21 protein-coding genes, 1 tRNA gene, 3 rRNA genes and 1 other RNA gene are annotated in these 23,088 nt (G+C 40.1%); 22 read left to right on the top strand and 4 right to left on the bottom strand.

The window, feature by feature from the left end; translation table 11 throughout:
- Window positions 1-43: 43 nt before the first annotated feature.
- The 5 genes from MHB65_RS00165 (at window position 44) to MHB65_RS00185 (ending at window position 3,746) form a co-directional block, all read left to right on the top strand.
- A complete protein-coding gene (locus MHB65_RS00165) occupies window positions 44-679 on the top strand; it encodes a deoxynucleoside kinase (RefSeq protein ID WP_279381321.1) in 636 nt (211 codons plus the stop codon).
- On the top strand, window positions 679-1,347 hold the full coding sequence (locus tag MHB65_RS00170; protein WP_048391003.1) for a deoxynucleoside kinase: 669 nt from the start codon (window positions 679-681) through the stop codon (window positions 1,345-1,347). The genes MHB65_RS00165 and MHB65_RS00170 overlap by 1 nt, the downstream gene beginning before the upstream one ends.
- Before the next feature lie 89 nt (window positions 1,348-1,436).
- Window positions 1,437-1,964, top strand: coding sequence for a TIGR00730 family Rossman fold protein (locus tag MHB65_RS00175; RefSeq protein WP_243456369.1), 528 nt, complete (start codon window positions 1,437-1,439; stop codon window positions 1,962-1,964).
- A gap of 138 nt (window positions 1,965-2,102) precedes the next feature.
- The gene (locus MHB65_RS00180) at window positions 2,103-3,011 is read left to right on the top strand and encodes a methyl-accepting chemotaxis protein (protein ID WP_205446332.1); all 909 of its coding nucleotides are present in this window, start codon (window positions 2,103-2,105) and stop codon (window positions 3,009-3,011) included.
- 114 nt (window positions 3,012-3,125) lie between these two features.
- Entirely contained in the window at window positions 3,126-3,746 is a 621-nt protein-coding gene (locus MHB65_RS00185) for an RraA family protein (protein WP_342442121.1), read from the top strand.
- Between the two features lie 46 nt (window positions 3,747-3,792).
- Here MHB65_RS00185 and MHB65_RS00190 read toward each other — a convergent pair whose 3' ends face one another.
- The 4 genes from MHB65_RS00190 to MHB65_RS00205 form a co-directional block, all read right to left on the bottom strand.
- Window positions 3,793-5,067: a cation:dicarboxylase symporter family transporter gene (locus MHB65_RS00190; RefSeq protein WP_205446334.1), complete on the bottom strand. Its 1,275-nt coding sequence runs from the start codon at window positions 5,065-5,067 to the stop codon at window positions 3,793-3,795.
- A 92-nt stretch (window positions 5,068-5,159) separates the two neighbouring features.
- Complete coding sequence (locus tag MHB65_RS00195; RefSeq protein ID WP_205446335.1) at window positions 5,160-6,038, bottom strand: response regulator; 879 nt, start codon at window positions 6,036-6,038, stop codon at window positions 5,160-5,162.
- Complete coding sequence (locus MHB65_RS00200; protein ID WP_342442122.1) at window positions 6,039-7,298, bottom strand: ATP-binding protein; 1,260 nt, start codon at window positions 7,296-7,298, stop codon at window positions 6,039-6,041.
- Window positions 7,299-7,425: 127 nt separating this feature from the next.
- Window positions 7,426-7,518: transfer RNA gene (locus tag MHB65_RS00205), tRNA-Ser, on the bottom strand.
- A 168-nt stretch (window positions 7,519-7,686) separates the two neighbouring features.
- Here MHB65_RS00205 and ffs point away from each other — a divergent pair.
- From ffs to yabA, 17 genes are all read left to right on the top strand, one after another.
- Window positions 7,687-7,954: signal recognition particle sRNA large type (gene ffs / locus MHB65_RS00210), an RNA gene on the top strand.
- Between the two features lie 140 nt (window positions 7,955-8,094).
- Window positions 8,095-9,879, top strand: coding sequence for a DNA polymerase III subunit gamma/tau (dnaX, locus tag MHB65_RS00215; protein ID WP_342442123.1), 1,785 nt, complete (start codon window positions 8,095-8,097; stop codon window positions 9,877-9,879).
- 21 nt (window positions 9,880-9,900) lie between these two features.
- A complete protein-coding gene (locus MHB65_RS00220; protein WP_257962315.1) occupies window positions 9,901-10,215 on the top strand; it encodes a YbaB/EbfC family nucleoid-associated protein in 315 nt (104 codons plus the stop codon).
- A gap of 11 nt (window positions 10,216-10,226) precedes the next feature.
- Complete coding sequence (recR, locus tag MHB65_RS00225) at window positions 10,227-10,823, top strand: recombination mediator RecR (RefSeq protein ID WP_205446338.1); 597 nt, start codon at window positions 10,227-10,229, stop codon at window positions 10,821-10,823.
- 13 nt (window positions 10,824-10,836) lie between these two features.
- A complete protein-coding gene (locus MHB65_RS00230; protein ID WP_004233954.1) occupies window positions 10,837-11,052 on the top strand; it encodes a YaaL family protein in 216 nt (71 codons plus the stop codon).
- A gap of 75 nt (window positions 11,053-11,127) precedes the next feature.
- Window positions 11,128-11,400 carry a pro-sigmaK processing inhibitor BofA family protein gene (locus MHB65_RS00235; RefSeq protein WP_342442124.1) on the top strand — a complete coding sequence of 91 codons (273 nt, stop codon included), beginning with the start codon at window positions 11,128-11,130 and terminating at the stop codon, window positions 11,398-11,400.
- Window positions 11,401-11,683: 283 nt separating this feature from the next.
- A 16S ribosomal RNA gene (locus MHB65_RS00240) occupies window positions 11,684-13,235 on the top strand.
- 181 nt (window positions 13,236-13,416) lie between these two features.
- Window positions 13,417-16,344: ribosomal RNA gene (locus MHB65_RS00245) — 23S ribosomal RNA — on the top strand.
- A gap of 68 nt (window positions 16,345-16,412) precedes the next feature.
- A 5S ribosomal RNA gene (rrf, locus tag MHB65_RS00250) occupies window positions 16,413-16,528 on the top strand.
- Together the 16S, 23S and 5S rRNA genes form the textbook arrangement of a ribosomal RNA operon.
- Window positions 16,529-16,633: 105 nt before the next feature.
- Window positions 16,634-17,071 carry an SRPBCC family protein gene (locus tag MHB65_RS00255; RefSeq protein ID WP_342442125.1) on the top strand — a complete coding sequence of 146 codons (438 nt, stop codon included), beginning with the start codon at window positions 16,634-16,636 and terminating at the stop codon, window positions 17,069-17,071.
- A 317-nt stretch (window positions 17,072-17,388) separates the two neighbouring features.
- Complete coding sequence (locus MHB65_RS00260) at window positions 17,389-18,822, top strand: aminotransferase class I/II-fold pyridoxal phosphate-dependent enzyme (protein ID WP_342442126.1); 1,434 nt, start codon at window positions 17,389-17,391, stop codon at window positions 18,820-18,822.
- 17 nt (window positions 18,823-18,839) lie between these two features.
- On the top strand, window positions 18,840-19,469 hold the full coding sequence (gene tmk / locus MHB65_RS00265) for a dTMP kinase (RefSeq protein ID WP_205446342.1): 630 nt from the start codon (window positions 18,840-18,842) through the stop codon (window positions 19,467-19,469).
- 307 nt (window positions 19,470-19,776) lie between these two features.
- On the top strand, window positions 19,777-20,106 hold the full coding sequence (locus MHB65_RS00270) for a cyclic-di-AMP receptor (protein ID WP_004229230.1): 330 nt from the start codon (window positions 19,777-19,779) through the stop codon (window positions 20,104-20,106).
- Window positions 20,107-20,231: 125 nt separating this feature from the next.
- Window positions 20,232-20,672 (top strand): YaaR family protein, encoded by a 441-nt coding sequence (locus MHB65_RS00275; RefSeq protein ID WP_004229228.1) that lies wholly within the window; start codon window positions 20,232-20,234, stop codon window positions 20,670-20,672.
- Between the two features lie 156 nt (window positions 20,673-20,828).
- Entirely contained in the window at window positions 20,829-21,833 is a 1,005-nt protein-coding gene (gene holB / locus MHB65_RS00280; protein WP_342442127.1) for a DNA polymerase III subunit delta', read from the top strand.
- Window positions 21,826-22,641: a stage 0 sporulation family protein gene (locus tag MHB65_RS00285; RefSeq protein WP_205446344.1), complete on the top strand. Its 816-nt coding sequence runs from the start codon at window positions 21,826-21,828 to the stop codon at window positions 22,639-22,641. Before holB ends, MHB65_RS00285 begins: the two co-directional genes overlap by 8 nt.
- A gap of 27 nt (window positions 22,642-22,668) precedes the next feature.
- Window positions 22,669-23,025, top strand: a complete 357-nt coding sequence (gene yabA / locus MHB65_RS00290; RefSeq protein ID WP_004229222.1) for a DNA replication initiation control protein YabA — start codon at window positions 22,669-22,671, stop codon at window positions 23,023-23,025.
- Window positions 23,026-23,088: the final 63 nt, after the last annotated feature.

Below are 23,088 nucleotides of genomic sequence, written 5' to 3' on the forward strand. Positions count from 1 at the left end.
GGACACAATGATCGAATCCATAGAACAAAAGGAGGAGCTTCTGGTGACGGTTCCATTTGTTACGGTAGAAGGTCCGATTGGTGTTGGTAAAACCTCTTTATCGAAAGAGATAGCAGCGACATTTAATTACCATCTATTAAAAGAAATTGTAGACGAAAACCCTTTTTTAAATAAGTTTTATGAAAACATTGAGGAGTGGAGTTTCCAAACGGAAATGTTCTTCCTTTGTAATCGCTATAAGCAATTAACCGATATTAAAAAATTTCGTTTAGCACATGCCAAACCTGTTGTAGCAGACTATCATATTTTTAAAAATTTAATATTTGCGAAGCGTACATTGGCACCAACTGAGTATGAGAAGTATGAGGAAATCTATCGAATTTTAACGAAAGACATGCCTGTTCCAAATGTAGTGGTTTATTTACATGCCAGCGTTGATACATTAATGAAGCGTATCGCCATGCGGGGACGAGAATTTGAAAAGATGATTTCACGAGATTATATGGAGCAGCTTGTTGCCGACTATCATTCTTTTATCGAGCATTTTGAGAGCATGCATCCTGAAATTCCAGTTATTCGATTTAATGGAGATCAGCTTGATTTTGTAAAAAATCCAAACGATTTAAATTATGTTTTAAAAATAATTAAAGAGACGTTACAACAAAGGAGTTTGCAATAATGAATTTAAGAGAGAAGTACGATATTCCACCACAAACTGTTATTACGATTGCTGGTACTGTTGGGGTAGGAAAATCGACGATGACAAAGGCATTAGCAGAAGCGTTGAACTTTCGTACATCGTTTGAGAAAGTAGACACAAATCCATACCTTGATAAATTTTATGAGGACTTTGAAAAATGGAGCTTTCATTTACAGGTCTACTTTTTAGCAGAGCGTTTTAAAGAACAGAAGCGTATTTTTGAATATGGTGGAGGATTTGTACAAGATCGTTCTATTTACGAAGATACTGGCATTTTTGCTAAGATGCACTATGATAAAGGAACGATGAGTCCAACAGATTATGAGACTTATACGAATTTGTTTGATGCTATGGTGATGACACCATATTTCCCACATCCAGATTTACTTGTCTATCTTGAAGGACCTATTGATGCAGTTATTGGTCGAATTCAAGAACGTGGACGTACAATGGAGCAACAAACACCGAATGATTATTGGATAGAAATGCATGAACGCTACGAAAATTGGATAAATAATTTTAATTCTTGTCCAGTTCTACGTTTAGATATTAATGATTATGATTTATTAAAAAATCCTGATGCCATTGAAGCAATTGTGAGCCGCATCAGTCATATGCTAAAACAAACAAGCCATTTACGAAAATAAAAGTAAAATAAATGACCAAAAAACGTGAGACAATATATAGCCGATTGTTTCACGTTTTTTGAATAGGAGGGATTATTATAAGAATCGCAGTGTATTGCGGATCTGGTTTAGGTAAAAGTCCTATTTATGCGGAGAAAGCGGCTGAGCTTGGTACAGCACTGGCAAAAAACGGTCACGGAGTTGTCTATGGTGGTTCTAAAACAGGGCTAATGGGGAAGGTAGCCGATGCTGTTTTAGCAGCGGGTGGAGAAGTGATTGGTGTGATGCCAACTCATTTACAAAAGCGTGAATTGGCTCATGCCTCATTAACAGAGATTCATATTGTAGACTCTATGCATATTCGTAAAGCTAAGATGGCCGAGTTAGCCGACGCTTTTATTGCTCTTCCAGGCGGCGCAGGTACTTTAGATGAATATTTTGAGGTATTTACTTGGGCTCAGATTGGACTGCATACAAAGCCTGTCATTTTATATAATGTCCATGGATTCTATGATGCGCTTCTACAGCATTTTAAAATAATGCTAGAGGAAGGCTTTATACGTGCTGAGCAAAAGAAATTCTTACGTGTAGCGGCTACCTCTGAAGGGATTTTACGTTTATTAAAAAAACATGGATGAACATTCTCCATGTTTTTTATCTTGATGCAACGGGTGCTCTAACATCCGTTGCAATTACAATGAGGCATAATTGATGTAATATAAAAGTAAAATAATTAAATTTTAAGTAAAAAATTAGTAATGGATGGGGTGTTGTTTATGCATAGTGTAGATGCTCAAGTAACCGATGATTTAGTAGTACAAGCCATTGAACGCAATATAGCCATTATCCGCTTCGATATGGACAGACGAGTTGCATATGTCAATGAACTATTTGCTCAAACATTAGGCTATACAGTCAAGGAAATGCTAGGAAAAAATCATAAAGACTTTTGCTTGCCTGATTTCGTGAATAGTATGGAGTATGATAAATTTTGGCGCAATCTAACGGCAGGAAACAGCTATCAGGACAAAATAGAAAGAATTGATGCTAGGGGTAATATCATTTGGTTGGAAGCGACATATATGCCTGTCTTCGCAAATAATACAAGAAAAGTAATAGGTGTTTCCAAAATAGCTACCAATATTACTGAACGACAACATGAGATCGTTAGTGTTGCGGACAAGTTGAAGGGCATGTCTAATAAGCTTTACCAGCGTTCAGAAGCGGGTATTCAAAATAGCCAAGATCTACTAGAAACCATTAAAGTGGTTTCCAAGGAATCAAATGAAAATGTAAGTAATCTTGTACAGCTTCAAAAACAAGCAGATTCTATTAAAGGAATTGTAAAGACTATACAGGAGATTGCCTCACAAACTAATTTATTAGCGTTAAATGCAGCTATTGAAGCAGCTAGGGCTGGAGAATATGGTAGAGGTTTTGATGTAGTGGCTAAAGAGGTACGAAAACTTTCTGTAAGAGTTGAACAATCCATTTCGGAAGTGAAGGATAATGTGGAGGGCATTGAGCGAGAAATTGGTCAGGTGACAGACAGTATTACAAAAATAGCTGAAAAAATAGATAAAACAAATGAGCAAATTACTGTCACAGCAAATGACTTTAGTGAAATAGCATCAGCCGCTGAAGCATTAGATGAGCACTCAAAGCAGTTTATTGAAATTATTTAATTCTAAAATGATTATTATTATAATTACCAATAGTTTCCGAGATATATTGAAATAGTATATGTTTTTTATTTACAATAATAGTGTAAGTCATCAATCATAATAGGGGTGTTATGTATGACAAAAGTGGAAGTAAGCTTTCAGCATTTACCAACAACAGCTATTTCAGATGCGACAGGCGGGCATACCAATTTGCGAAGTGATATTAAGCCATTAGCAGACCATTTTAAAATTGCTGGGCGAGCTGTAACTGTACGTTTACCAGATGGTGAAAATGGCGCCGTATTGGAAGCGATTAGGGTGGCAACTGCAGGGGATATTTTAGTCATTGATGCAAAAGGAAATACCAACCGAGCTGTGGCTGGAGATTTTGTAATCTCCTTAGCTAAAGGGATAGGTGTACAAGGTTTTGTTGTGGATGGCGTAATCCGTGATATTGCAGCAATTCGGGAGTTGAATTTCCCTGTATTTTCATTAGGCACTACTGTAGCAGCAGGCAATAAAAATGGCGGTGGACAAGTAAATGTGCCGATCGCCATTGGGGGAGTAACGGTTCATCCTGGTGATTATATTATTGGGGATGTGGATGGTGTGATTGTTGTGCCACAGCAAGATGCTGAAAAAATTGTTGCCGCAGCAGAGGCTAAACTTGAAAAAGATGAAAAGCGTGCACAAGAAGCACATGCCAATGGGAAAGAATCCATTATCGCTTATTTAGATAAAGTATTAGCAAAATAAAAAAACCCTCACGATGCCATCCAACATCGTGAGGATTTTTTTAAAATTACGCTAGATTTTCATTATCATTAAAGTAATTTTTCATCTTTTCTCGATCGAAACGGCCTTCCCATTTAGCCATTACTAATGACGCTAATGAGTTACCAATTACGTTAACGACTGTACGTCCCATATCAAGGATACGGTCAATACCAGCAATAAAGGCTAGTCCCTCAAGTGGAATACCTACAGTGCCTAAAGTTGCTAGAAGTACTACGAATGATACCCCTGGAACACCTGCAATACCTTTAGATGTAACCATTAATACAAGCATTAACGTAATTTGTTCACCAATACTTAGGTGAATACCGTACATTTGCGCAATAAATAATGCTGCAATGGCTTGATATAGTGTTGACCCATCTAAGTTAAAGGAGTAACCGGTCGGTATAACAAAAGATACAATATCCTTTGGCGCACCTAATTTCTCCATTTTCATCATAATACGTGGTAATACAGCTTCAGAACTTGCTGTTGAGAAGGCTAAAATTAGCTCATCTTTTAACACTTTAATTAAATAGAAGATGCTGATTCCTGCGAATTTTGCCACAAGTCCAAGAACGACAAAGATGAAGAACAGCATTGTTGCATAAACAAGAATAGCCAATTTGGCAAGTGGAACCAGTGAAGCAAACCCATATTTGGAAACGGTTACACCAATTAAACCAAATACCCCTAATGGAGCGAATTTCATTACGAGGTTGGTTACCCAGAACATAGCATCTGCTACCCCTTGGAAGAAGTCTAAGACTGGTTTCCCTCGATCACCTACTGCAGCAACCCCTAAACCGAAAATAACGGAGAAGAAGATAATCGCTAGCATATTACCTTCAGCCATTGACTGAATAATATTTGTTGGGACGATGCCTACAATGATATCAAATGGCCCTTCATGCTGTACTTCCTCAGTTGTTGATACATACTTCGAAATATCCCCTTGAGATAATTCATTCATGTTAAGTCCTGCACCAGGTTGGAAAATGTTTGCGGAAAGTAATCCAACAACGATTGCAACGGTTGTAATAATCTCAAAGTAAATTATAGATTTACCGCCTAATCGTCCAAGTTGCTTCATATCTCCAGTACCAGCAACACCAACGATTAATGTCGAAATAATAATCGGTACAACAATCATCTTAATAAGATGTAAAAATATATCCCCTAATGGTTGTAAATATGTCTCGATTTTGGGGTTTCCGTAAAAGATACCACCAACAACGATCCCTAAAATCAAACCGATTAAAATTTGAGCGGCTAAACTGATTTTAAATTTCTTTTTCAAATCCTTTGTACCTCCCCTAATATTAAATTTTTAGGACATGCCTTACTTTAATAATACGGAGGACTTATGGAATCCGACAAAATCCGAGAAAATTAATTTATTTTTGTTAAAATGTCTGAATATAACACTTGAATAAACTTCTTAATATTTACTTTTGCTTTACGATTATCGTGATCTTCAATCTGTGTCATGAGCTGACGAATTTCTTTAAAATCAAAGTAGCGAGGGGCATAGTACTCGAATTCTGAGTTTGTGTAATCGACAACCCCTAAATTAGCGAGATTAATCATGGCAGCTAATATTGTTCGACGCACACGTTGCTCGATGGCTTTACTCTCTTTTAAAATTTCATCTGGTGTAGCCTTGGTCACAGCAGCAATTTCTTCATAAAGCTCTTTTAATGGAGGAAGGGGTGCAATCTTGTGCTGGTGAGCAAGTAATGTTTCTATAATGGCAATGATATCTTCGCTACCAATTTCCCCGACAATCCCCATATCATTCAAAATAGATTGAATATGATCTCGTGATGTAGCTTTATGAGCCTTTTGTTCACTTAACTCAATGTTTGTAAGAGATTGACGTATCACTAATAGTGAGTTTTTGAGTCGAAATTGTTCAGTTGTTTTTTTCAAAACATTTTCGACTTCAATACGATTGATTGGTTTATGAATGAAGAAATCAATTCCTTGCTCATAAGCTTCGCCAACCATTTCTTTATTCACTACCTGTGAAATCATAATAAATTGTCCCTCGAAACGATTTTGCATAAGTTGTTCTACAGTTGCTATACCATCAAGCTTAGGCATCAGTAAATCAATTAGCACAAACTCTGGCTGCGTCATTAAAATTTGTGGAATGGCATCCTCACCATTGCGAGCCTCACCAATAACTGTACCTAACCCGCTATCTTCAATAATTTGTTTTAACATAACACGACTTGCACGATCATCGTCTACAATAAAATACCTCATTTAAGTCTCTCCCATTTGAATAGTTTGCGTAGGAATTATGATTTTAAACGTTGTGTATTGATTGTTTGATTCAACGGTTATTGAGCCTTTTAATTTTTCTACTAGTTCAGCAACGTGTGAAAGCCCAATGCCAGTTGCCGCTACACCATCAACATTGAATTTAGTGGTGTACCCAGGTTCAAAAATAACAGAAATATCTGCTTGTGAAATCCCTTGTCCATCATCACATACTGTTATTACAGTATTATCTTCTTGGCGCTCAATAGCAATAGAAATGATCCCTTGTTCTTCAATAGCCTCAACAGCATTGGCTGATAAATTATTTAATAGAGCAAGGAGTGCAATATGATCTTTTGTTTGAAAATCGAAGTCTATACATGTATTAAATTGTATCTCCTTACCGAGTAATTCTGCATATTTCCTATTACCTTCTTCAATATAATGCAATAATTCAGATAATACAAAAGGGCCAAAGCTCTTTTCACCAACAATCTTTGAAATACCGGCATATATACGTTGAGAATCCTTTTTCACTTCATGGATTTCCTGGGCAATATGAAGTGCTTGTAAACTTTCTGCTCGATAACCTAGAGTTTTTAACTGTCGATATAATTCATAACCACTAGCCGTAATTGTTTCAATATGGTTCATTGATTTTTTTAAATAGAGGGTCTCAACATAGAGGTCAGATCCAATATTCAGCATTTCTTGTACCCGTTTTTTTTGTTCAGCTATCAAAATAGAGCTGTAAATCCCTACTACAAAAAAGCTTCGTAATAATGCTACTGCTAATAGGATCAAGAGGTCATGAAGAAATAAAAAAGTATACGTTTGGACAAAGAAGCGAAAAATTTGTTCAGCTAAATTACTAATGACCTCACTAAAGGCAACGAGTAAACCAAGTTTTAGTGGTTTTTCTCTGTATTGTTGAATATCTAAAATTTGCAGGCATAGTGCAAACAATACATAAAATAAACCGGCTGGTAAATGGTTAAATATACTCTCAGAAATCGGAACATCATGTAATGTGGAATTAAAAACACGAAAAATAGTTGTCACAATACTTGTAGCAACGCCAGCCAAAATAATAGGTGTAGGTTTAATTAATGTACATAAAAAGAAGACAATTGTTCCTAAACCAAAACGGAAAGTTGTATTAGCAAAAGGCATAATTTTAATTTCACTACCAATTGCGGTCATAACAGCAATAATGAAAATCCAAGTAAGGGAAGCACGCGTCATAAGTAATTTCGATTGCAATTCAATAACCTCCCATCATTGATATAATAAAAAATACCACAACCGAGGTGGAAGTGGTATCTAACAAGTCATACATACAATTTAGGCAAAAAAAAAACGGCTACATTTGTAGTCGGAAATTTAAAACTGGAGGAGGTAGAGGGATTCGAACCCCCGCGCGGTGTTACCCGCCTGTCGGTTTTCAAGACCGATCCCTTCAGCCAGACTTGGGTATACCTCCATGTTATATTGCTTTGCTGTCTTATCGACAGAAATAAATTTATCATAACTAGAAACGAGCGTCAATATATTTTTTGAAAAAATTTATATTGTTTAAATCATGACTTGGAAATAAATAATTTGTGCATTAAGTTGCAATTTATACAAACAGTCAGTATACTAGTTATTGCCGTGCTAGGTGGGAAGGTAGCGGTGTCCTGTAACTCGCAATCCGCTCTAGCGAGACTGAATTCCTTTTTCGAGGCTGTCCGTATTGTTTGGTCTGCCTTTTGCACGTAGTGTTGACGATTGGGTCCTGCGCAATGGATACCCATGAACCATGTCAGGTCCGGAAGGAAGCAGCATTAAGTGGTCTTATTCATGTGCCGCGGGGTTGCCTAATCTGAGCTAACGACAAGAGTAACGCTTATGTGCGGCTGTCAAGGAAAGGTGCACGGCATTAAATTGCCAATTCAAAGCATCCGTCTATTATAGGCGGATGCTTTTTTATTTTAATTTAGCAACTTCGTTTTCTATATAATGCAGCAAATGCTATAATAAATCTATTCAATTAAATGGAGAAGGAGAGAGGAAAATAGTGACGTATCAAGCATTTTATCGTGTGTATCGACCGCAATCTTTTCGAGAAATGTCTGGCCAAGCACATGTCAAAAGAACGCTACAAAATGCTCTCCTAGCAAATAAAACAACACATGCGTATTTATTTTCTGGACCTCGTGGTACAGGGAAAACAAGTACGGCTAAAATCTTTGCAAAGGCCTTAAATTGTGAACATGCACCATCGAAAGAACCGTGTAATGAATGTGCTACATGCATAAGTATTACAGATGGTTCTCATCCAGATGTCATTGAATTTGATGCAGCCTCGAATTCACGTGTTGAAGAGATTAGGGATATCATAGAAAAGGTTCGTTTTGCTCCTGCAAGCAGTAGATACAAAGTGTACATCATTGACGAAGTGCATATGCTTTCTACAAGTGCTTTTAACGCTCTTTTGAAAACATTGGAAGAACCACCTCCCCATGCTGTGTTTATTTTAGCGACAACAGAGCCTCATAAATTGCCTGCAACGATTATTTCTCGTTGTCAGCGCTTTGATTTTAAACGACTTTCTACTAATGATATTATTGAAAGGATGAAGGTTGTTTTAGAAGATATTGATTTACCATATGAAGACCAAGGTTTAAAGGTAATTGCACAATCTGCCGCAGGGGGAATGCGTGATGCTTTGAGCTTATTGGACCAAGTTGTGTCTTTTAGTGGGGAAAAATTAAAACTTGAAGATACGTTGTTAGTTACAGGTTCAATTAGTCAGGATATTTTTTATGAATTGGCTGAGGCACTCAAAGTGAAAGATGTTGCGCAAATGCTTGCACTTTTAGAGCAACTTATAGCTGATGGTAAAGATCCATTGCGTCTCTCAGAGGATTTAATTACATTTTTCCGTGATTTATTATTACTTCAAACAAGTGATGATTTAGCTGAACTTTTAGAGCTCGTGTCCCCTGAGGAACGCGTATTTACTTTAGCACACGACTTTGCACCAGATATGCTTTATGGCTATATTGATATACTCGCAAAAACACAGCAGGAAATGCGCTTCTCTCACCATACGAAAATTTATTTAGAGACGGCTTTGCTTAAAATGGTACAGTTTTCGGGAGGAGCAATCCATCAATCAGTGGCCACAAACGAAACGGTGCAAAGTCCTGAGCTCACTCAAAAGATTATAGCTCTAGAGCAGATGGTTCAGCAATTATCCTTACAACTGCAAACAGGGGCACCTGTTCAAGCGTCGGCAGCACAAAAAGAGCAAAAGCCGAGAGCTAAAAGTCCGAATGGTTATAAAGCGCCGACGGGTCGTATTCAGGAAGTGCTGAAAGACGCTACTAAGCAAGATGTGCAACGTATCAAGTCCATTTGGGCACAAGCTTTAAGTCAACTGCAAAAATCTCAATCTGCTCTTTTAGCAGAAGCCGAACCTGTTGCGGCATCTTCAAGTGCTTTTGTGTTAAAATTCAAGTATGATATTCATTGTCAGATGGTTGCCGACAACCAGTCTTTAAAGGCTCACTTTACACAATTAATGGCAGGGCAAACTGGTACAATGTACGAGATGCTATGCATACCTGAAGAATCATGGTTGAAAATGCGTGAAGAGTTTATTCGTGATCATGGTTTACAGCAAAAGAAAACGCAGACTGTATCAGAGCATGGTGAGGAATTATTAGAGCCACCACCGGCAGAAATGCCAGAAGAACCATTTATCGATGATGCCCAACCTCTCGCTTCACAAGATCCACTTGTGACAGAGGCTGAAAAGCTCTTTGGTAAAGATTTTGTTGAAATTATTGAAGATTAAATTTTTAGGAGGAAAACATTTATGCGTGGAATGGGAAATATGCAAGGTATGATGAAAAAGATGCAAAAAATGCAAAAGGAAATGATGGAGGCTCAAGAAGCTTTAAATGCTGAGCAATTTGAAGGTGTTGCAGGCGGCGGTATGGTGAAAGTAACAGTTTCTGGTCAGCGTGAAGTAGTTTCAGTAGATCTTGATGAATCTGTAGTAGACCCTGAAGACATCGAAATGTTACAAGACCTAATTGTTATTGCAACAAATGAAGCGTTGAAAAAGGTAGAAGAAAAAACAAACTCAACTATGGGTAAATTCACTCAAGGCTTAAACCTTCCATTCTAGGAGGTATTCATATGTACTACCCAGAACCAATATCTAAATTGATCGATAGTTTTATGAAATTGCCAGGTATCGGGCCGAAAACTGCGGCTCGTCTGGCGTTTTTTGTGTTATCAATGAAGGAAGACGATGTATTATCTTTCTCTAAAGCACTGATTGATGCTAAACGAAACCTAAGCTACTGTTCTGTTTGTGGCAATATAACGGATGTAGATCCATGTCACATTTGTACAGATAAGCAGCGAGATCATTCTGTTATTTGTGTTGTGCAAGATACAAAAGATGTGATCGCAATGGAAAAAATGCGCGACTACAATGGTATGTACCATGTACTTCAGGGGGCTATTTCGCCAATGGATGGTATCGGTCCAGAAGATATTAATGTTGCTTCTTTGTTAGTGCGCTTGCAAGATGAAAGTGTCCAAGAGCTTATTTTAGCTACGAATTCAACAATTGAGGGTGAGGCAACCGCTATGTACATTTCTCGCCTAGTCAAACCGTCAGGTATTCGTACGACCCGTATTGCGCATGGATTACCAGTAGGTGGAGATCTAGAATACGCAGATGAGGTTACGCTATCTAAGGCAATGGAAGGCCGACGCGAGTTATGAGTGAGGGATTAATATGTTCTTCCGTAGTAAAGGGAAACTAAAAAAAGAATTCGATGATAAGCTTGTGAATCTGATTAAAGAAACAAAAGAGGATTTACAGCAGGCGAAGATAATAGAAGAATTAATGGATGATTATGATCTTGGTGTGATTGCTCAACGCAAAACTGCAGAAAGTATTCATTTCTATTTGTTTAAGGAAGCTAGAATTCGTAAGGTATTAATAAAATAGTTCTTTTTAAAATATTCATAGAAGCAAAACAGGAAACATAAACTTTCATAATTATTTAATTGAGGGGGCAACTATATGTCTTGGTTAGTAATTATGAGTATTTGTATTCCTGTTGGGCTTCTTTTTCTTTATGTAATAATAAGACATGCTAAACTGGGTAAAATCTTAGAAGGATTATCGGTGTTTTGGTTTAGATTTGCATTTGCTTTTCTATTATTATTCGTAATTCATTTAGTTATTGGTTATATAGGATATAATGTGCCAATCAATCTGTTTTCTGTCTTAACAATCGCTGTCTTAGGTATTCCAGGTGTATTAGGAATAACAGCTTTAATATTTTTTTTATAAAAGGCTTGCATTATAAAAAGATTCTGGTATAGTTATAGAAGTCGCTAATACAACTGGTTGAAACGAAAAAATAATTTAAAAATTATTGTTGACACAATGTATAGTGCATGGTATTATATAAGAGTTGCTGCTGAAACAGCGGCAAACAAATGAACCTTGAAAACTGAACAAGCAAAACGTAATCAATAAAGTTTTAAGTAGCTAGCTTCGGTTAGTGAACGAAACAAAAATTTTGGACATCAAAATTGATGCCAGCAAAACAATTTGAGCTAATCAAATTTCTTTTATGGAGAGTTTGATCCTGGCTCAGGACGAACGCTGGCGGCGTGCCTAATACATGCAAGTCGAGCGAACAGAGAAGGAGCTTGCTCCTTCGACGTTAGCGGCGGACGGGTGAGTAACACGTGGGCAACCTACCCTATAGTTTGGGATAACTCCGGGAAACCGGGGCTAATACCGAATAATTTGTTTCACCTCATGGTGAAACACTGAAAGACGGTTTCGGCTGTCGCTATAGGATGGGCCCGCGGCGCATTAGCTAGTTGGTGAGGTAACGGCTCACCAAGGCGACGATGCGTAGCCGACCTGAGAGGGTGATCGGCCACACTGGGACTGAGACACGGCCCAGACTCCTACGGGAGGCAGCAGTAGGGAATCTTCCACAATGGGCGAAAGCCTGATGGAGCAACGCCGCGTGAGTGAAGAAGGATTTCGGTTCGTAAAACTCTGTTGTAAGGGAAGAACAAGTACAGTAGTAACTGGCTGTACCTTGACGGTACCTTATTAGAAAGCCACGGCTAACTACGTGCCAGCAGCCGCGGTAATACGTAGGTGGCAAGCGTTGTCCGGAATTATTGGGCGTAAAGCGCGCGCAGGTGGTTTCTTAAGTCTGATGTGAAAGCCCACGGCTCAACCGTGGAGGGTCATTGGAAACTGGGAGACTTGAGTGCAGAAGAGGATAGTGGAATTCCAAGTGTAGCGGTGAAATGCGTAGAGATTTGGAGGAACACCAGTGGCGAAGGCGACTATCTGGTCTGTAACTGACACTGAGGCGCGAAAGCGTGGGGAGCAAACAGGATTAGATACCCTGGTAGTCCACGCCGTAAACGATGAGTGCTAAGTGTTAGGGGGTTTCCGCCCCTTAGTGCTGCAGCTAACGCATTAAGCACTCCGCCTGGGGAGTACGGTCGCAAGACTGAAACTCAAAGGAATTGACGGGGGCCCGCACAAGCGGTGGAGCATGTGGTTTAATTCGAAGCAACGCGAAGAACCTTACCAGGTCTTGACATCCCGTTGACCACTGTAGAGATATAGTTTCCCCTTCGGGGGCAACGGTGACAGGTGGTGCATGGTTGTCGTCAGCTCGTGTCGTGAGATGTTGGGTTAAGTCCCGCAACGAGCGCAACCCTTGATCTTAGTTGCCATCATTTAGTTGGGCACTCTAAGGTGACTGCCGGTGACAAACCGGAGGAAGGTGGGGATGACGTCAAATCATCATGCCCCTTATGACCTGGGCTACACACGTGCTACAATGGACGATACAAACGGTTGCCAACTCGCGAGAGGGAGCTAATCCGATAAAGTCGTTCTCAGTTCGGATTGTAGGCTGCAACTCGCCTACATGAAGCCGGAATCGCTAGTAATCGCGGATCAGCATGCCGCGGTGAATACGTTCCCGGGCCTTGTACACACCGCCCGTCACACCACGAGAGTTTGTAACACCCGAAGTCGGTGAGGTAACCTTTTGGAGCCAGCCGCCGAAGGTGGGATAGATGATTGGGGTGAAGTCGTAACAAGGTAGCCGTATCGGAAGGTGCGGCTGGATCACCTCCTTTCTAAGGATTATTTCGGAATACAAACCTTGGGTTTGTAAGATTACGTTTTGCGTTCAGTTTTGAAGGTTCATTCTTCTGAATGAAACACTTCAAAACTTGTTCTTTGAAAACTGGATAAAACGACATTGAAATTGTAACAAACACATTTATTTTTTAAGTTTTTTTATAGGCTTAATAACTTGGTTAAGTTATTAAGGGCGCACGGCGAATGCCTTGGCACTAGGAGCCGAAGAAGGACGGCACTAACACCGATATGCTTCGGGGAGCTGTAAGTGAGCTTTGATCCGGAGATTTCCGAATGGGGGAACCCACTACGTTTAATCGCGTAGTATCTTGACGTGAATACATAGCGTCTTGAAGGCAGACCCAGGGAACTGAAACATCTAAGTACCTGGAGGAAGAGAAAGAAAAATCGATTCCCTGAGTAGCGGCGAGCGAAACGGGAAGAGCCCAAACCAAGAGGCTTGCCTCTTGGGGTTGTAGGACACTCAATACGGAGTTACAAAAGAGCGAGTTAGATGAAGCGACTTGGAAAGGTCCGCCAGAGCAGGTAAAAGCCCTGTAGTCGAAAGTTCGTTCTCTCCTGAGTGGATCCTGAGTACGGCGGAACACGTGAAATTCCGTCGGAATCCGGGAGGACCATCTCCCAAGGCTAAATACTACCTAGTGACCGATAGTGAACCAGTACCGTGAGGGAAAGGTGAAAAGCACCCCGGAAGGGGAGTGAAAGAGATCCTGAAACCGTGTGCCTACAAGTAGTTAGAGCCCGTTAATGGGTGATAGCGTGCCTTTTGTAGAATGAACCGGCGAGTTACGATTACGTGCGAGGTTAAGCTTTAGAAGGCGGAGCCGCAGCGAAAGCGAGTCTGAATAGGGCGAAATAGTACGTGGTCGTAGACCCGAAACCAGGTGATCTACCCATGTCCAGGGTGAAGGTGAGGTAACACTTACTGGAGGCCCGAACCCACGCACGTTGAAAAGTGCGGGGATGAGGTGTGGGTAGCGGAGAAATTCCAATCGAACTTGGAGATAGCTGGTTCTCTCCGAAATAGCTTTAGGGCTAGCCTCGTGATGAGAATACTGGAGGTAGAGCACTGTTTGGACTAGGGGGCCATCCCGGTTTACCGAATTCAGACAAACTCCGAATGCCAGATATTTATACACGGGAGTCAGACTGCGAGTGATAAGATCCGTAGTCAAAAGGGAAACAGCCCAGACCACCAGCTAAGGTCCCAAAGTAATCGTTAAGTGGAAAAGGATGTGGCGTTGCACAGACAACCAGGATGTTGGCTTAGAAGCAGCCATCATTTAAAGAGTGCGTAATAGCTCACTGGTCGAGTGACGCTGCGCCGAAAATGTATCGGGGCTAAACGATTCACCGAAGCTGTGGATTGACATCTACGATGTCAGTGGTAGGAGAGCGTTCTAAGTGCGTTGAAGTCAGACCGGAAGGACTGGTGGAGCGCTTAGAAGTGAGAATGCCGGTATGAGTAGCGAAAGACGGGTGAGAATCCCGTCCACCGTATGACTAAGGTTTCCTGAGGAAGGCTCGTCCGCTCAGGGTTAGTCGGGACCTAAGCCGAGGCCGATAGGCGTAGGCGATGGACAACAGGTTGATATTCCTGTACCACCTCCTCACCGTTTGAGAAATGGGGGGACGCAGTAGGATAGGGTAAGCGCGCTGTTGGATATGCGCGTCCAAGCAGTAAGGCGTGTGTGTAGGCAAATCCGCACACTGTAACGTTGAGCTGTGATGGCGAGTCCGTATGGACGAAGTTCCTGATTTCACACTGCCAAGAAAAGCCTCTATCGAGGTGAGAGGTGCCCGTACCGCAAACCGACACAGGTAGTCGAGGAGAGAATCCTAAGGTGTGCGAGAGAACTCTCGTTAAGGAACTCGGCAAAATGACCCCGTAACTTCGGGAGAAGGGGTGCTCTTGAGCGTGCAAGCGCATGAGAGCCGCAGTGAATAGGCCCAGGCGACTGTTTAGCAAAAACACAGGTCTCTGCAAAACCGTAAGGTGACGTATAGGGGCTGACGCCTGCCCGGTGCTGGAAGGTTAAGAGGAGTGGTTAGCGCAAGCGAAGCTGCGAATTGAAGCCCCAGTAAACGGCGGCCGTAACTATAACGGTCCTAAGGTAGCGAAATTCCTTGTCGGGTAAGTTCCGACCCGCACGAAAGGCGTAACGATCTGGGCACTGTCTCAACGAGAGACTCGGTGAAATTATAGTACCTGTGAAGATGCAGGTTACCCGCGACAGGACGGAAAGACCCCGTGGAGCTTTACTGTAGCCTGATATTGAATTTTGGTACAACTTGTACAGGATAGGTAGGAGCCAGAGATCTCGGAGCGCCAGCTTCGAAGGAGGCGTCGGTGGGATACTACCCTGGTTGTATTGAAATTCTAACCCATGCCCCTTAGCGGGGCAGGAGACAGTGTCAGGCGGACAGTTTGACTGGGGCGGTCGCCTCCTAAAAGGTAACGGAGGCGCCCAAAGGTTCCCTCAGAATGGTTGGAAATCATTCGTAGAGTGTAAAGGCACAAGGGAGCTTGACTGCGAGACCTACAAGTCGAGCAGGGTCGAAAGACGGGCTTAGTGATCCGGTGGTTCCGCATGGAAGGGCCATCGCTCAACGGATAAAAGCTACCCCGGGGATAACAGGCTTATCTCCCCCAAGAGTCCACATCGACGGGGAGGTTTGGCACCTCGATGTCGGCTCATCGCATCCTGGGGCTGTAGTCGGTCCCAAGGGTTGGGCTGTTCGCCCATTAAAGCGGTACGCGAGCTGGGTTCAGAACGTCGTGAGACAGTTCGGTCCCTATCCGTCGTGGGCGTAGGAAATTTGAGAGGAGCTGTCCTTAGTACGAGAGGACCGGGATGGACACACCGCTGGTGTACCAGTTGTCTTGCCAAAGGCATCGCTGGGTAGCTATGTGTGGACGGGATAAGTGCTGAAAGCATCTAAGCATGAAGCCCCCCTCAAGATGAGATTTCCCATTACGCAAGTAAGTAAGATCCCTCAAAGACGATGAGGTAGATAGGTTCGAGGTGGAAGTGTGGTGACACATGGAGCTGACGAATACTAATCGATCGAGGACTTAACCAAAAAAGTTTGAACCATTCAATGCACGTTTATCCAGTTTTGAAAGAACAACACTTTCAATTAAATACATGTCTAGTGATGATGGCAAAGAGGTCACACCCGTTCCCATACCGAACACGGAAGTTAAGCTCTTTAGCGCCGATGGTAGTTGGGGGCTTCCCCCTGTGAGAGTAGGACGTCGCTAGGCAAAAAAGTAACCACTGAGAAATCAGTGGTTTTTTTGTTTATTTAGAATCCTATAAAATGTTAAAGTTTAATAGAGTAATTAAAATAAACAAAGGGGTGCAATGGAGTGGCAACAGGACAATGTAATAAGGAAATCAATATACAGAAAGAAAAATTAGAGAATTTTATTCAAAATAGAGAACAATGGGCTGTTTTAATACCAGGTTATTTACATCACGAAATACTAAATGAAAATGATATGATTTGGGTCTTCCAAGGTGATTTTGGCATTATTCAAAAAGCGGTTAAAGTAGAACTTAAAATGAAAAAATCAGATGCTCATCAAGTACTATTTGATTTAGAGGGTTTATCTGATCCGATAAATGGTGATGGTTCTTTTGAAATAAAACAAAATCAAGGTGAATCACCTCAACTGACTGGTAATTTAACAATGAAAGCAAGTGGATTTTTAGCGGGAATGATGAATCCGGTATTAGATAACTTTGTACCTCGGCTAGTCGAGCAATTAGTGGAAGCAATGGCTCTTCAAGTGGCAAAAGAATAGTGATATGAAAAGATTTGGAGAACCGATTATTACTGTCATCTGTAATAATCGGTTTTATTTTGATTCAGCAAATATTACTTGTACAGAAAGAGATGGTTCAGGCATAGAAGACTTTCTCCTTATAAGAAAGAGTGAATATACTTGTTTTATTTTTGAGCGCAGTGTCAGCGGTAATGACATCAAGATGTCCTGGTTGATAATAAGATAATTTGTTGAAAAAATTTGTTTATTAAATAAAAATGGATGACCTTGTCGAGGGATAGCTTTTTTATCTCCTTATAATTTCGTATAATTAAAGGAGAATCTAACGAAAATGGGTGTTTGTTTTGCAAAAGAAAAAGCCAATTATTGAAGGGTTAGAACGTTTTCGACAACAACAAAATATTTCTTTTCATGTCCCAGGTCATAAGCATGGCGAACTGTCCCACCTTCCACAAGCATTTAAAGATGTAATGCGTTATGATGTAACTGAATTATCAGGTTTAGATGATCTACATTATCCTGAGGAAATGATATTAGAAGCAGAAAATTTATTGGCAGATACATATGGAGCAACGAAGAGTTTCTTTCTAGTAGGAGGTTCTACTGTTGGAAATTTAGCAATGATATATGCTACTTGTAACAAGGGCGATACGATTATTGTTCAGCGTAATGCACATAAATCAATTTTCCATGCCATTGAACTTGTTGGGGCTAAGCCAATATTTGTGTCACCGCTATGGGATGAACGAACATTATCGGCGACACATGTGACTTATAGAGATTTAAAAGAAGCAGTAGAAAATTATTCAGAGGCGAAAGCAGTTGTTCTGACATATCCTACTTATTATGGGATGACTTCTAATGAAATACAGCAGCAAATTGCTTATTGTCATGAAAAAGGAATACCTGTATTGGTGGATGAAGCACATGGCGCTCATTTTAATGCATGTACTTTATTTCAGCCATCCGCATTGTCATTTGGAGCAGATATTGTTGTACAATCAGCGCATAAGACTCTACCAGCTATGACGATGGCTTCTTTTATGCATGTTAAGTCGGAATTGATAGCGGCTGACAAAATACATCATTATTTACGCATGTTACAATCTAGTAGCCCATCTTATTTATTATTAGCTTCATTAGATGATGCTCGCTATTATGTACAGACATATATGGAGAGTGATGGGGCATATATAATAGAAAAAAAGAATCAATGGATTGAAGCATTACGTTCGATTGGTTCATTGGAAGTAATTGAAGTAGATGATCCACTTAAAGTATTGTTACGTGTTAATGGTTATAGTGGTTTTCAATTACAAGAGGCATTAGAGGCGAAGCATGTTTATGGGGAGCTGGCAGATGCGAATCAGGTCTTATTTGTGTTACCTTTGCTGAAGCAAGGACATACCTACCCATTTGCTGAAATCAGAATTCGTATAAAAGAGGCTATAACTATGCTATTAAACACAGCTAAAACCGATAGCATAACGGCTTCTCATACAGCCTATCATTTTGTACCGATTACTGAGCCTATCTATACCTTTAATGAGGTTGCATCATTAAATAAAGAATGGTTACCATATATGCGTACAATGGGCCGGATTTCAGCAAATATGATTATACCTTATCCACCTGGTATACCATTGTTAGTGCCAGGAGAAAGAATAACAGTAGCTAAATTAAGTCAATTGGAAGAGCTATTAGCAGCAGGTGCGACATTCCAAGGGAATCATCGTTTAGCAGAAAAAATGATTCAGGTCATTAAATAGTTGGAGGCAATAACAGCATGAATAGCAATTTATTTATTACATTCGAAGGTCCCGAGGGAGCAGGAAAAACAACGGTCATTCAAATGATAGCAAAGCGATTAACAGAAAAAAATATTGAAGTTCTGGCAACAAGAGAACCCGGTGGAATTGAGATTGCAGAAAAAATAAGAACCATCATCTTGAATCCTGCACATACAGCCATGGACGAACGAACAGAAGCATTATTATATGCTGCAGCAAGAAGCCAGCATTATTTTGAAAAAGTACGACCTGCTTTAGATGCCGGGAAGTTGGTTATATGTGACCGTTTTATCGATTCATCTTTAGCCTATCAAGGATATGCAAGAGGAATCGGTGTCGATGAAGTGCTTTCTATTAATGAGTTCGCTATTGGGAAAAAATTGCCTGACGTGACTATATTATTTGATCTTGCACCAGAGGTAGGCTTAGCACGTATTCATGCAACTGGCAATCGGGAAGTAAACCGCTTAGACGTTGAAAGCTTGTCGTTTCATCAGAAGGTGCGTGAAGGATATTTACAACTAGTAGAGCAGTACCCAGAACGAATACGTGTGGTCAACGCAGACCAAGATATTGAGAATGTTGTGGAAGATGTATGGTTATTATTATTGGAAGCAATGCAGTAAAAGCATGAAGTTGTCTACAACAATGTGATATAATGATACTATCCATTAATTTATCTTCACTAGGATAACATCATTTGTGGGAGTACCCATTACGTCGGAGCGCAATTGCCGCTGACGCTTCGCTTTCACGCAGATTTAGTTTTTAGATTAACAAACCTGCATTGTGTAGGCGGGCAACATGATGGTGTTCCCCTATATTCAACGGGTGTATAAACATCCGCTGAATCAAGATAAATGTTTATAAGCTAATGCTTAGGAATAGTATTGAAATCTATCTAGGTGAATTTTATAAAAGGGGTGAGTGCGAATGAAGTTAGTCGTAGCTGTAGTGCAAGATCAGGATAGCAGCCGCTTATCAAATGCTTTAACGAAAAATCAGTTTCGCGCAACTAAATTAGCGAGCACAGGAGGATTTTTACGTTCAGGAAATACGACGTTTCTTATAGGAACTGAAGACTCTCTCATACCCAAACTTTTAGATATTATTCGGGATAATTGTCGAGCAAGAGAGCAAATGGTTGCACCAGTTTCTCCGTTAGGAGGAAATGCTGATTCCTATATACCTTACCCTGTGGAGGTTGAGGTAGGAGGAGCTACTGTATTTGTTTTACCGATTGAACAATTCCATCATTTTTAAAAAGTAGCCTCCGAAGCTGAATTATTGATTATTAGCTACTATTAGACATTTTAAAAAAACTAATAGTTATTTAAAAGCGATTATGCCTAGGAGAAATAGATAAAAATTGTGGGGGCGAAACCAGCTTGAAGATTAATCAAGATATACGTGTCGGGTTAAATACAAATCGCAAAGAGCCACTACAAAATAATAATCAAAATAACCGATTTGGAGATATGGTCGTCAAGCAAGGTAATAAGCTGCAAACAGAACAACTAACACGTTTGTTAGGGGATATATCTACTGCAGGTGACCGAGTTGCTAGATCACGTAATTTACGAGAACTTGCTAGGTTTAAAATGCTTGTTAAACGATTTCTACAAGAGACAGTAGAACATGGTATGGAGTTAAAACAATCACATACCTGGAATCGTTTTGGTGAAGGAAGACGTTTAAAAATCATTGAAACCATTGATACACGTCTTGTCGAACTTGCACAGGATCTCTTAGATGAAGAAAAAGAAGCAATAGATCTCCTTGATAAAATCGGTGAGATTAAAGGCTTACTAATTAATTTATATATGTAAAACCCGTGTCTCGTTCTCATATAGGCGCGGGCTTTTTTCAAATGTTAAGTTGGCAACTTGCCACTAAAGTAGAACCACTGTAATGTTTCTTTACAAAAAGTAAGAGTGCAAGAAAGTCGCACTTTTTGTTATAGACACAGGAAGGAATTTAAATGTATGGCCAAGAATGTTGAAGAGCTACTCACACTACAACCAGTCGTAATGAAGCAACTTCAAACGATTTTTGACAAGAATAGATTAGCACATGCATATATTTTTGATGGCGAAAAAGGGACAGGCAAGGTAGATATTATGTACTTTTTTGTCAAATTAATGTTATGTGAGCAACCAAGTGGAAATGTTCCATGTGAAACATGTCGAAATTGCAAACGTGTAGATTCGGGAAATCATCCAAATATTCATCAAATTTATCCTGATGGTCAATTCATAAAAATTGATCAAATGCGAGAACTCATTGGAGAAATGAAAATGATGGGTGTAGAAGAGGGACGTAAGATTTATGTGCTTCATCATGCAGACCGTCTTAATACAGCCTCTGCCAATATGATACTTAAATTTTTAGAGGAACCAGATGGAGAGGTAACTGCCATATTACTAACAGAGCAAATGCAGTCAATACTTCCAACTATCCGTTCTCGTTGTCAACATATCAAATTTCAAAAAATGCCACGTCATGTTTTGTTGAAGCATTTACAGGAAAATAATATTTCACATTCAATGGCTTCAACAGTAAGCATGATGACAAATGAGCTCGAAACGGCTATATTTTTAGCGAATGATGAGCAGTTTGCACTCGCTCGAAAAACAGTGTTAAAATTAGTAGAGGCCATTCGGCAAAATGTACACGAAGCAATGCTTATTGTGCATGAAGAGTGGTTGCCTCACTTTAAAGAAAAAAGCGAGATGGAGCAAGCATTGGATTTACTACTATTTGCTTACCGTGATATAGTGTCAATAAAAGCTAATCCCGAGGCAGCTTGTACTTATCCAGACATGTTACCACTATTTAAAGAAGTTGCGCTATATTCCACTTATGAAAGATTATCAAATCAGATGGAATCTATTTTACAAGCGCGCGCCTCTTTACAGCGTAACATGAATAGGACGTTATTGATGGAGCAGTTAATGCTAAATCTGCAGGAGGGATATACATTTGTATAATGTAGTAGGAGTCCGCTTTAAAAAGGCGGGTAAAATATATTATTTTGATCCGGCATCATTTCTACTAGAAGATAGTCAATATGTCATTGTAGAGACAGCCCGCGGTGTAGAGTATGGAAAGGTAGTTGTCCCTCAAAAAGTAGTGGGTGATAATGATGTTGTATTACCACTTAAACAAGTACTTAGACCAGCGGATGATCGTGATCGTATACAAGTAGAGGAAAATGCAGCCGAATCGAAACGTGCATTTGAACTCGCTAGTACTAAAATTATAGAGCATAATTTAGAAATGAAACTAGTAGATGTTGAATATACATTTGATCGTAATAAAATTATTTTTTACTTTACAGCTGAAGGACGAGTTGACTTCAGGGATCTAGTAAAAGATTTAGCCTCAGTTTTTAGAACGCGTATTGAGCTTCGCCAAATCGGTGTGCGTGATGAAGCAAAGCTATTAGGTGGCATTGGTCCATGTGGAAGAATGCTTTGTTGCTCCACATTTTTAGGTGATTTTGAGCCAGTTTCTATCAAGATGGCTAAAGATCAAAACTTATCATTAAATCCCTCAAAAATATCTGGTCTTTGTGGACGGTTAATGTGTTGCTTAAAGTATGAAAATGATGAATATGAAGAAGCAAAAGAGGGCATGCCAGATGTTGGTGAGATAACAATGACACCAGATGGCCGTGGAAAAGTAGTAGGGCTAAATGTGCTGGAAAGAATTATTCAAGTATATTTACACGAGCAGGAACGCACAGTTGAGTATACACTAGAAGAACTGCTAGCAGGCGAAAAAAATCTTATTTAAGATAGAGAATTTAACGAGGTGGCTTGGGTGAAGGACCGTAATTTCTTGGATACCGTTATGGAGTTCGAACAACAGCTCGAAGCAATGCAGGAGCAATTTGGTGCATTGAAACAATTTGTAGCGTTAATGATGGAAGAGCATAAGGCGCTTGAGACAGAAAATCATCACCTACGAACACGTCTAGAAGAACTACTTTCTAATACAAACTCCGTACAAGCTGCTGAAGTAAAGAAAGAGAGTCCGCTAGATATTGGTGAGGGATATGATAACTTAGCTCGCCTCTACCAGGAGGGCTTCCATGTTTGTCATGTTCATTTTGGAAGTTCCCGTAAAGGTGAGGATTGTCTGTTTTGTCTATCATTTTTAAATAAACAAAATGTGTAATAGAAGGCTGATTCCCGCTACGGTGGTGTCAGTCTTTTGTTTTGTAGCGTAGGAGGAAGAAGC

This window comes from Lysinibacillus sp. FSL K6-0075 (genome assembly GCF_038592945.1).
GTDB lineage: Bacteria > Bacillota > Bacilli > Bacillales_A > Planococcaceae > Lysinibacillus > Lysinibacillus fusiformis_F.

Excerpts from the sequence above, each read along its gene's own strand:
- MHB65_RS00170 (WP_048391003.1), top strand. The coding sequence starts at position 679 with ATGAATTTAAGAGAGAAGTACGATATTCCACCACAAACTGTTATTACG.
- MHB65_RS00180 (WP_205446332.1), top strand. The coding sequence starts at position 2,103 with ATGCATAGTGTAGATGCTCAAGTAACCGATGATTTAGTAGTACAAGCC.
- MHB65_RS00185 (WP_342442121.1), top strand. The coding sequence starts at position 3,126 with ATGACAAAAGTGGAAGTAAGCTTTCAGCATTTACCAACAACAGCTATT.
- MHB65_RS00195 (WP_205446335.1), bottom strand. The coding sequence starts at position 6,038 with ATGAGGTATTTTATTGTAGACGATGATCGTGCAAGTCGTGTTATGTTA.
- MHB65_RS00220 (WP_257962315.1), top strand. The coding sequence starts at position 9,901 with ATGCGTGGAATGGGAAATATGCAAGGTATGATGAAAAAGATGCAAAAA.
- recR (WP_205446338.1), top strand. The coding sequence starts at position 10,227 with ATGTACTACCCAGAACCAATATCTAAATTGATCGATAGTTTTATGAAA.
- MHB65_RS00230 (WP_004233954.1), top strand. The coding sequence starts at position 10,837 with ATGTTCTTCCGTAGTAAAGGGAAACTAAAAAAAGAATTCGATGATAAG.
- MHB65_RS00235 (WP_342442124.1), top strand. The coding sequence starts at position 11,128 with ATGTCTTGGTTAGTAATTATGAGTATTTGTATTCCTGTTGGGCTTCTT.
- tmk (WP_205446342.1), top strand. The coding sequence starts at position 18,840 with ATGAATAGCAATTTATTTATTACATTCGAAGGTCCCGAGGGAGCAGGA.
- MHB65_RS00270 (WP_004229230.1), top strand. The coding sequence starts at position 19,777 with ATGAAGTTAGTCGTAGCTGTAGTGCAAGATCAGGATAGCAGCCGCTTA.
- holB (WP_342442127.1), top strand. The coding sequence starts at position 20,829 with ATGGCCAAGAATGTTGAAGAGCTACTCACACTACAACCAGTCGTAATG.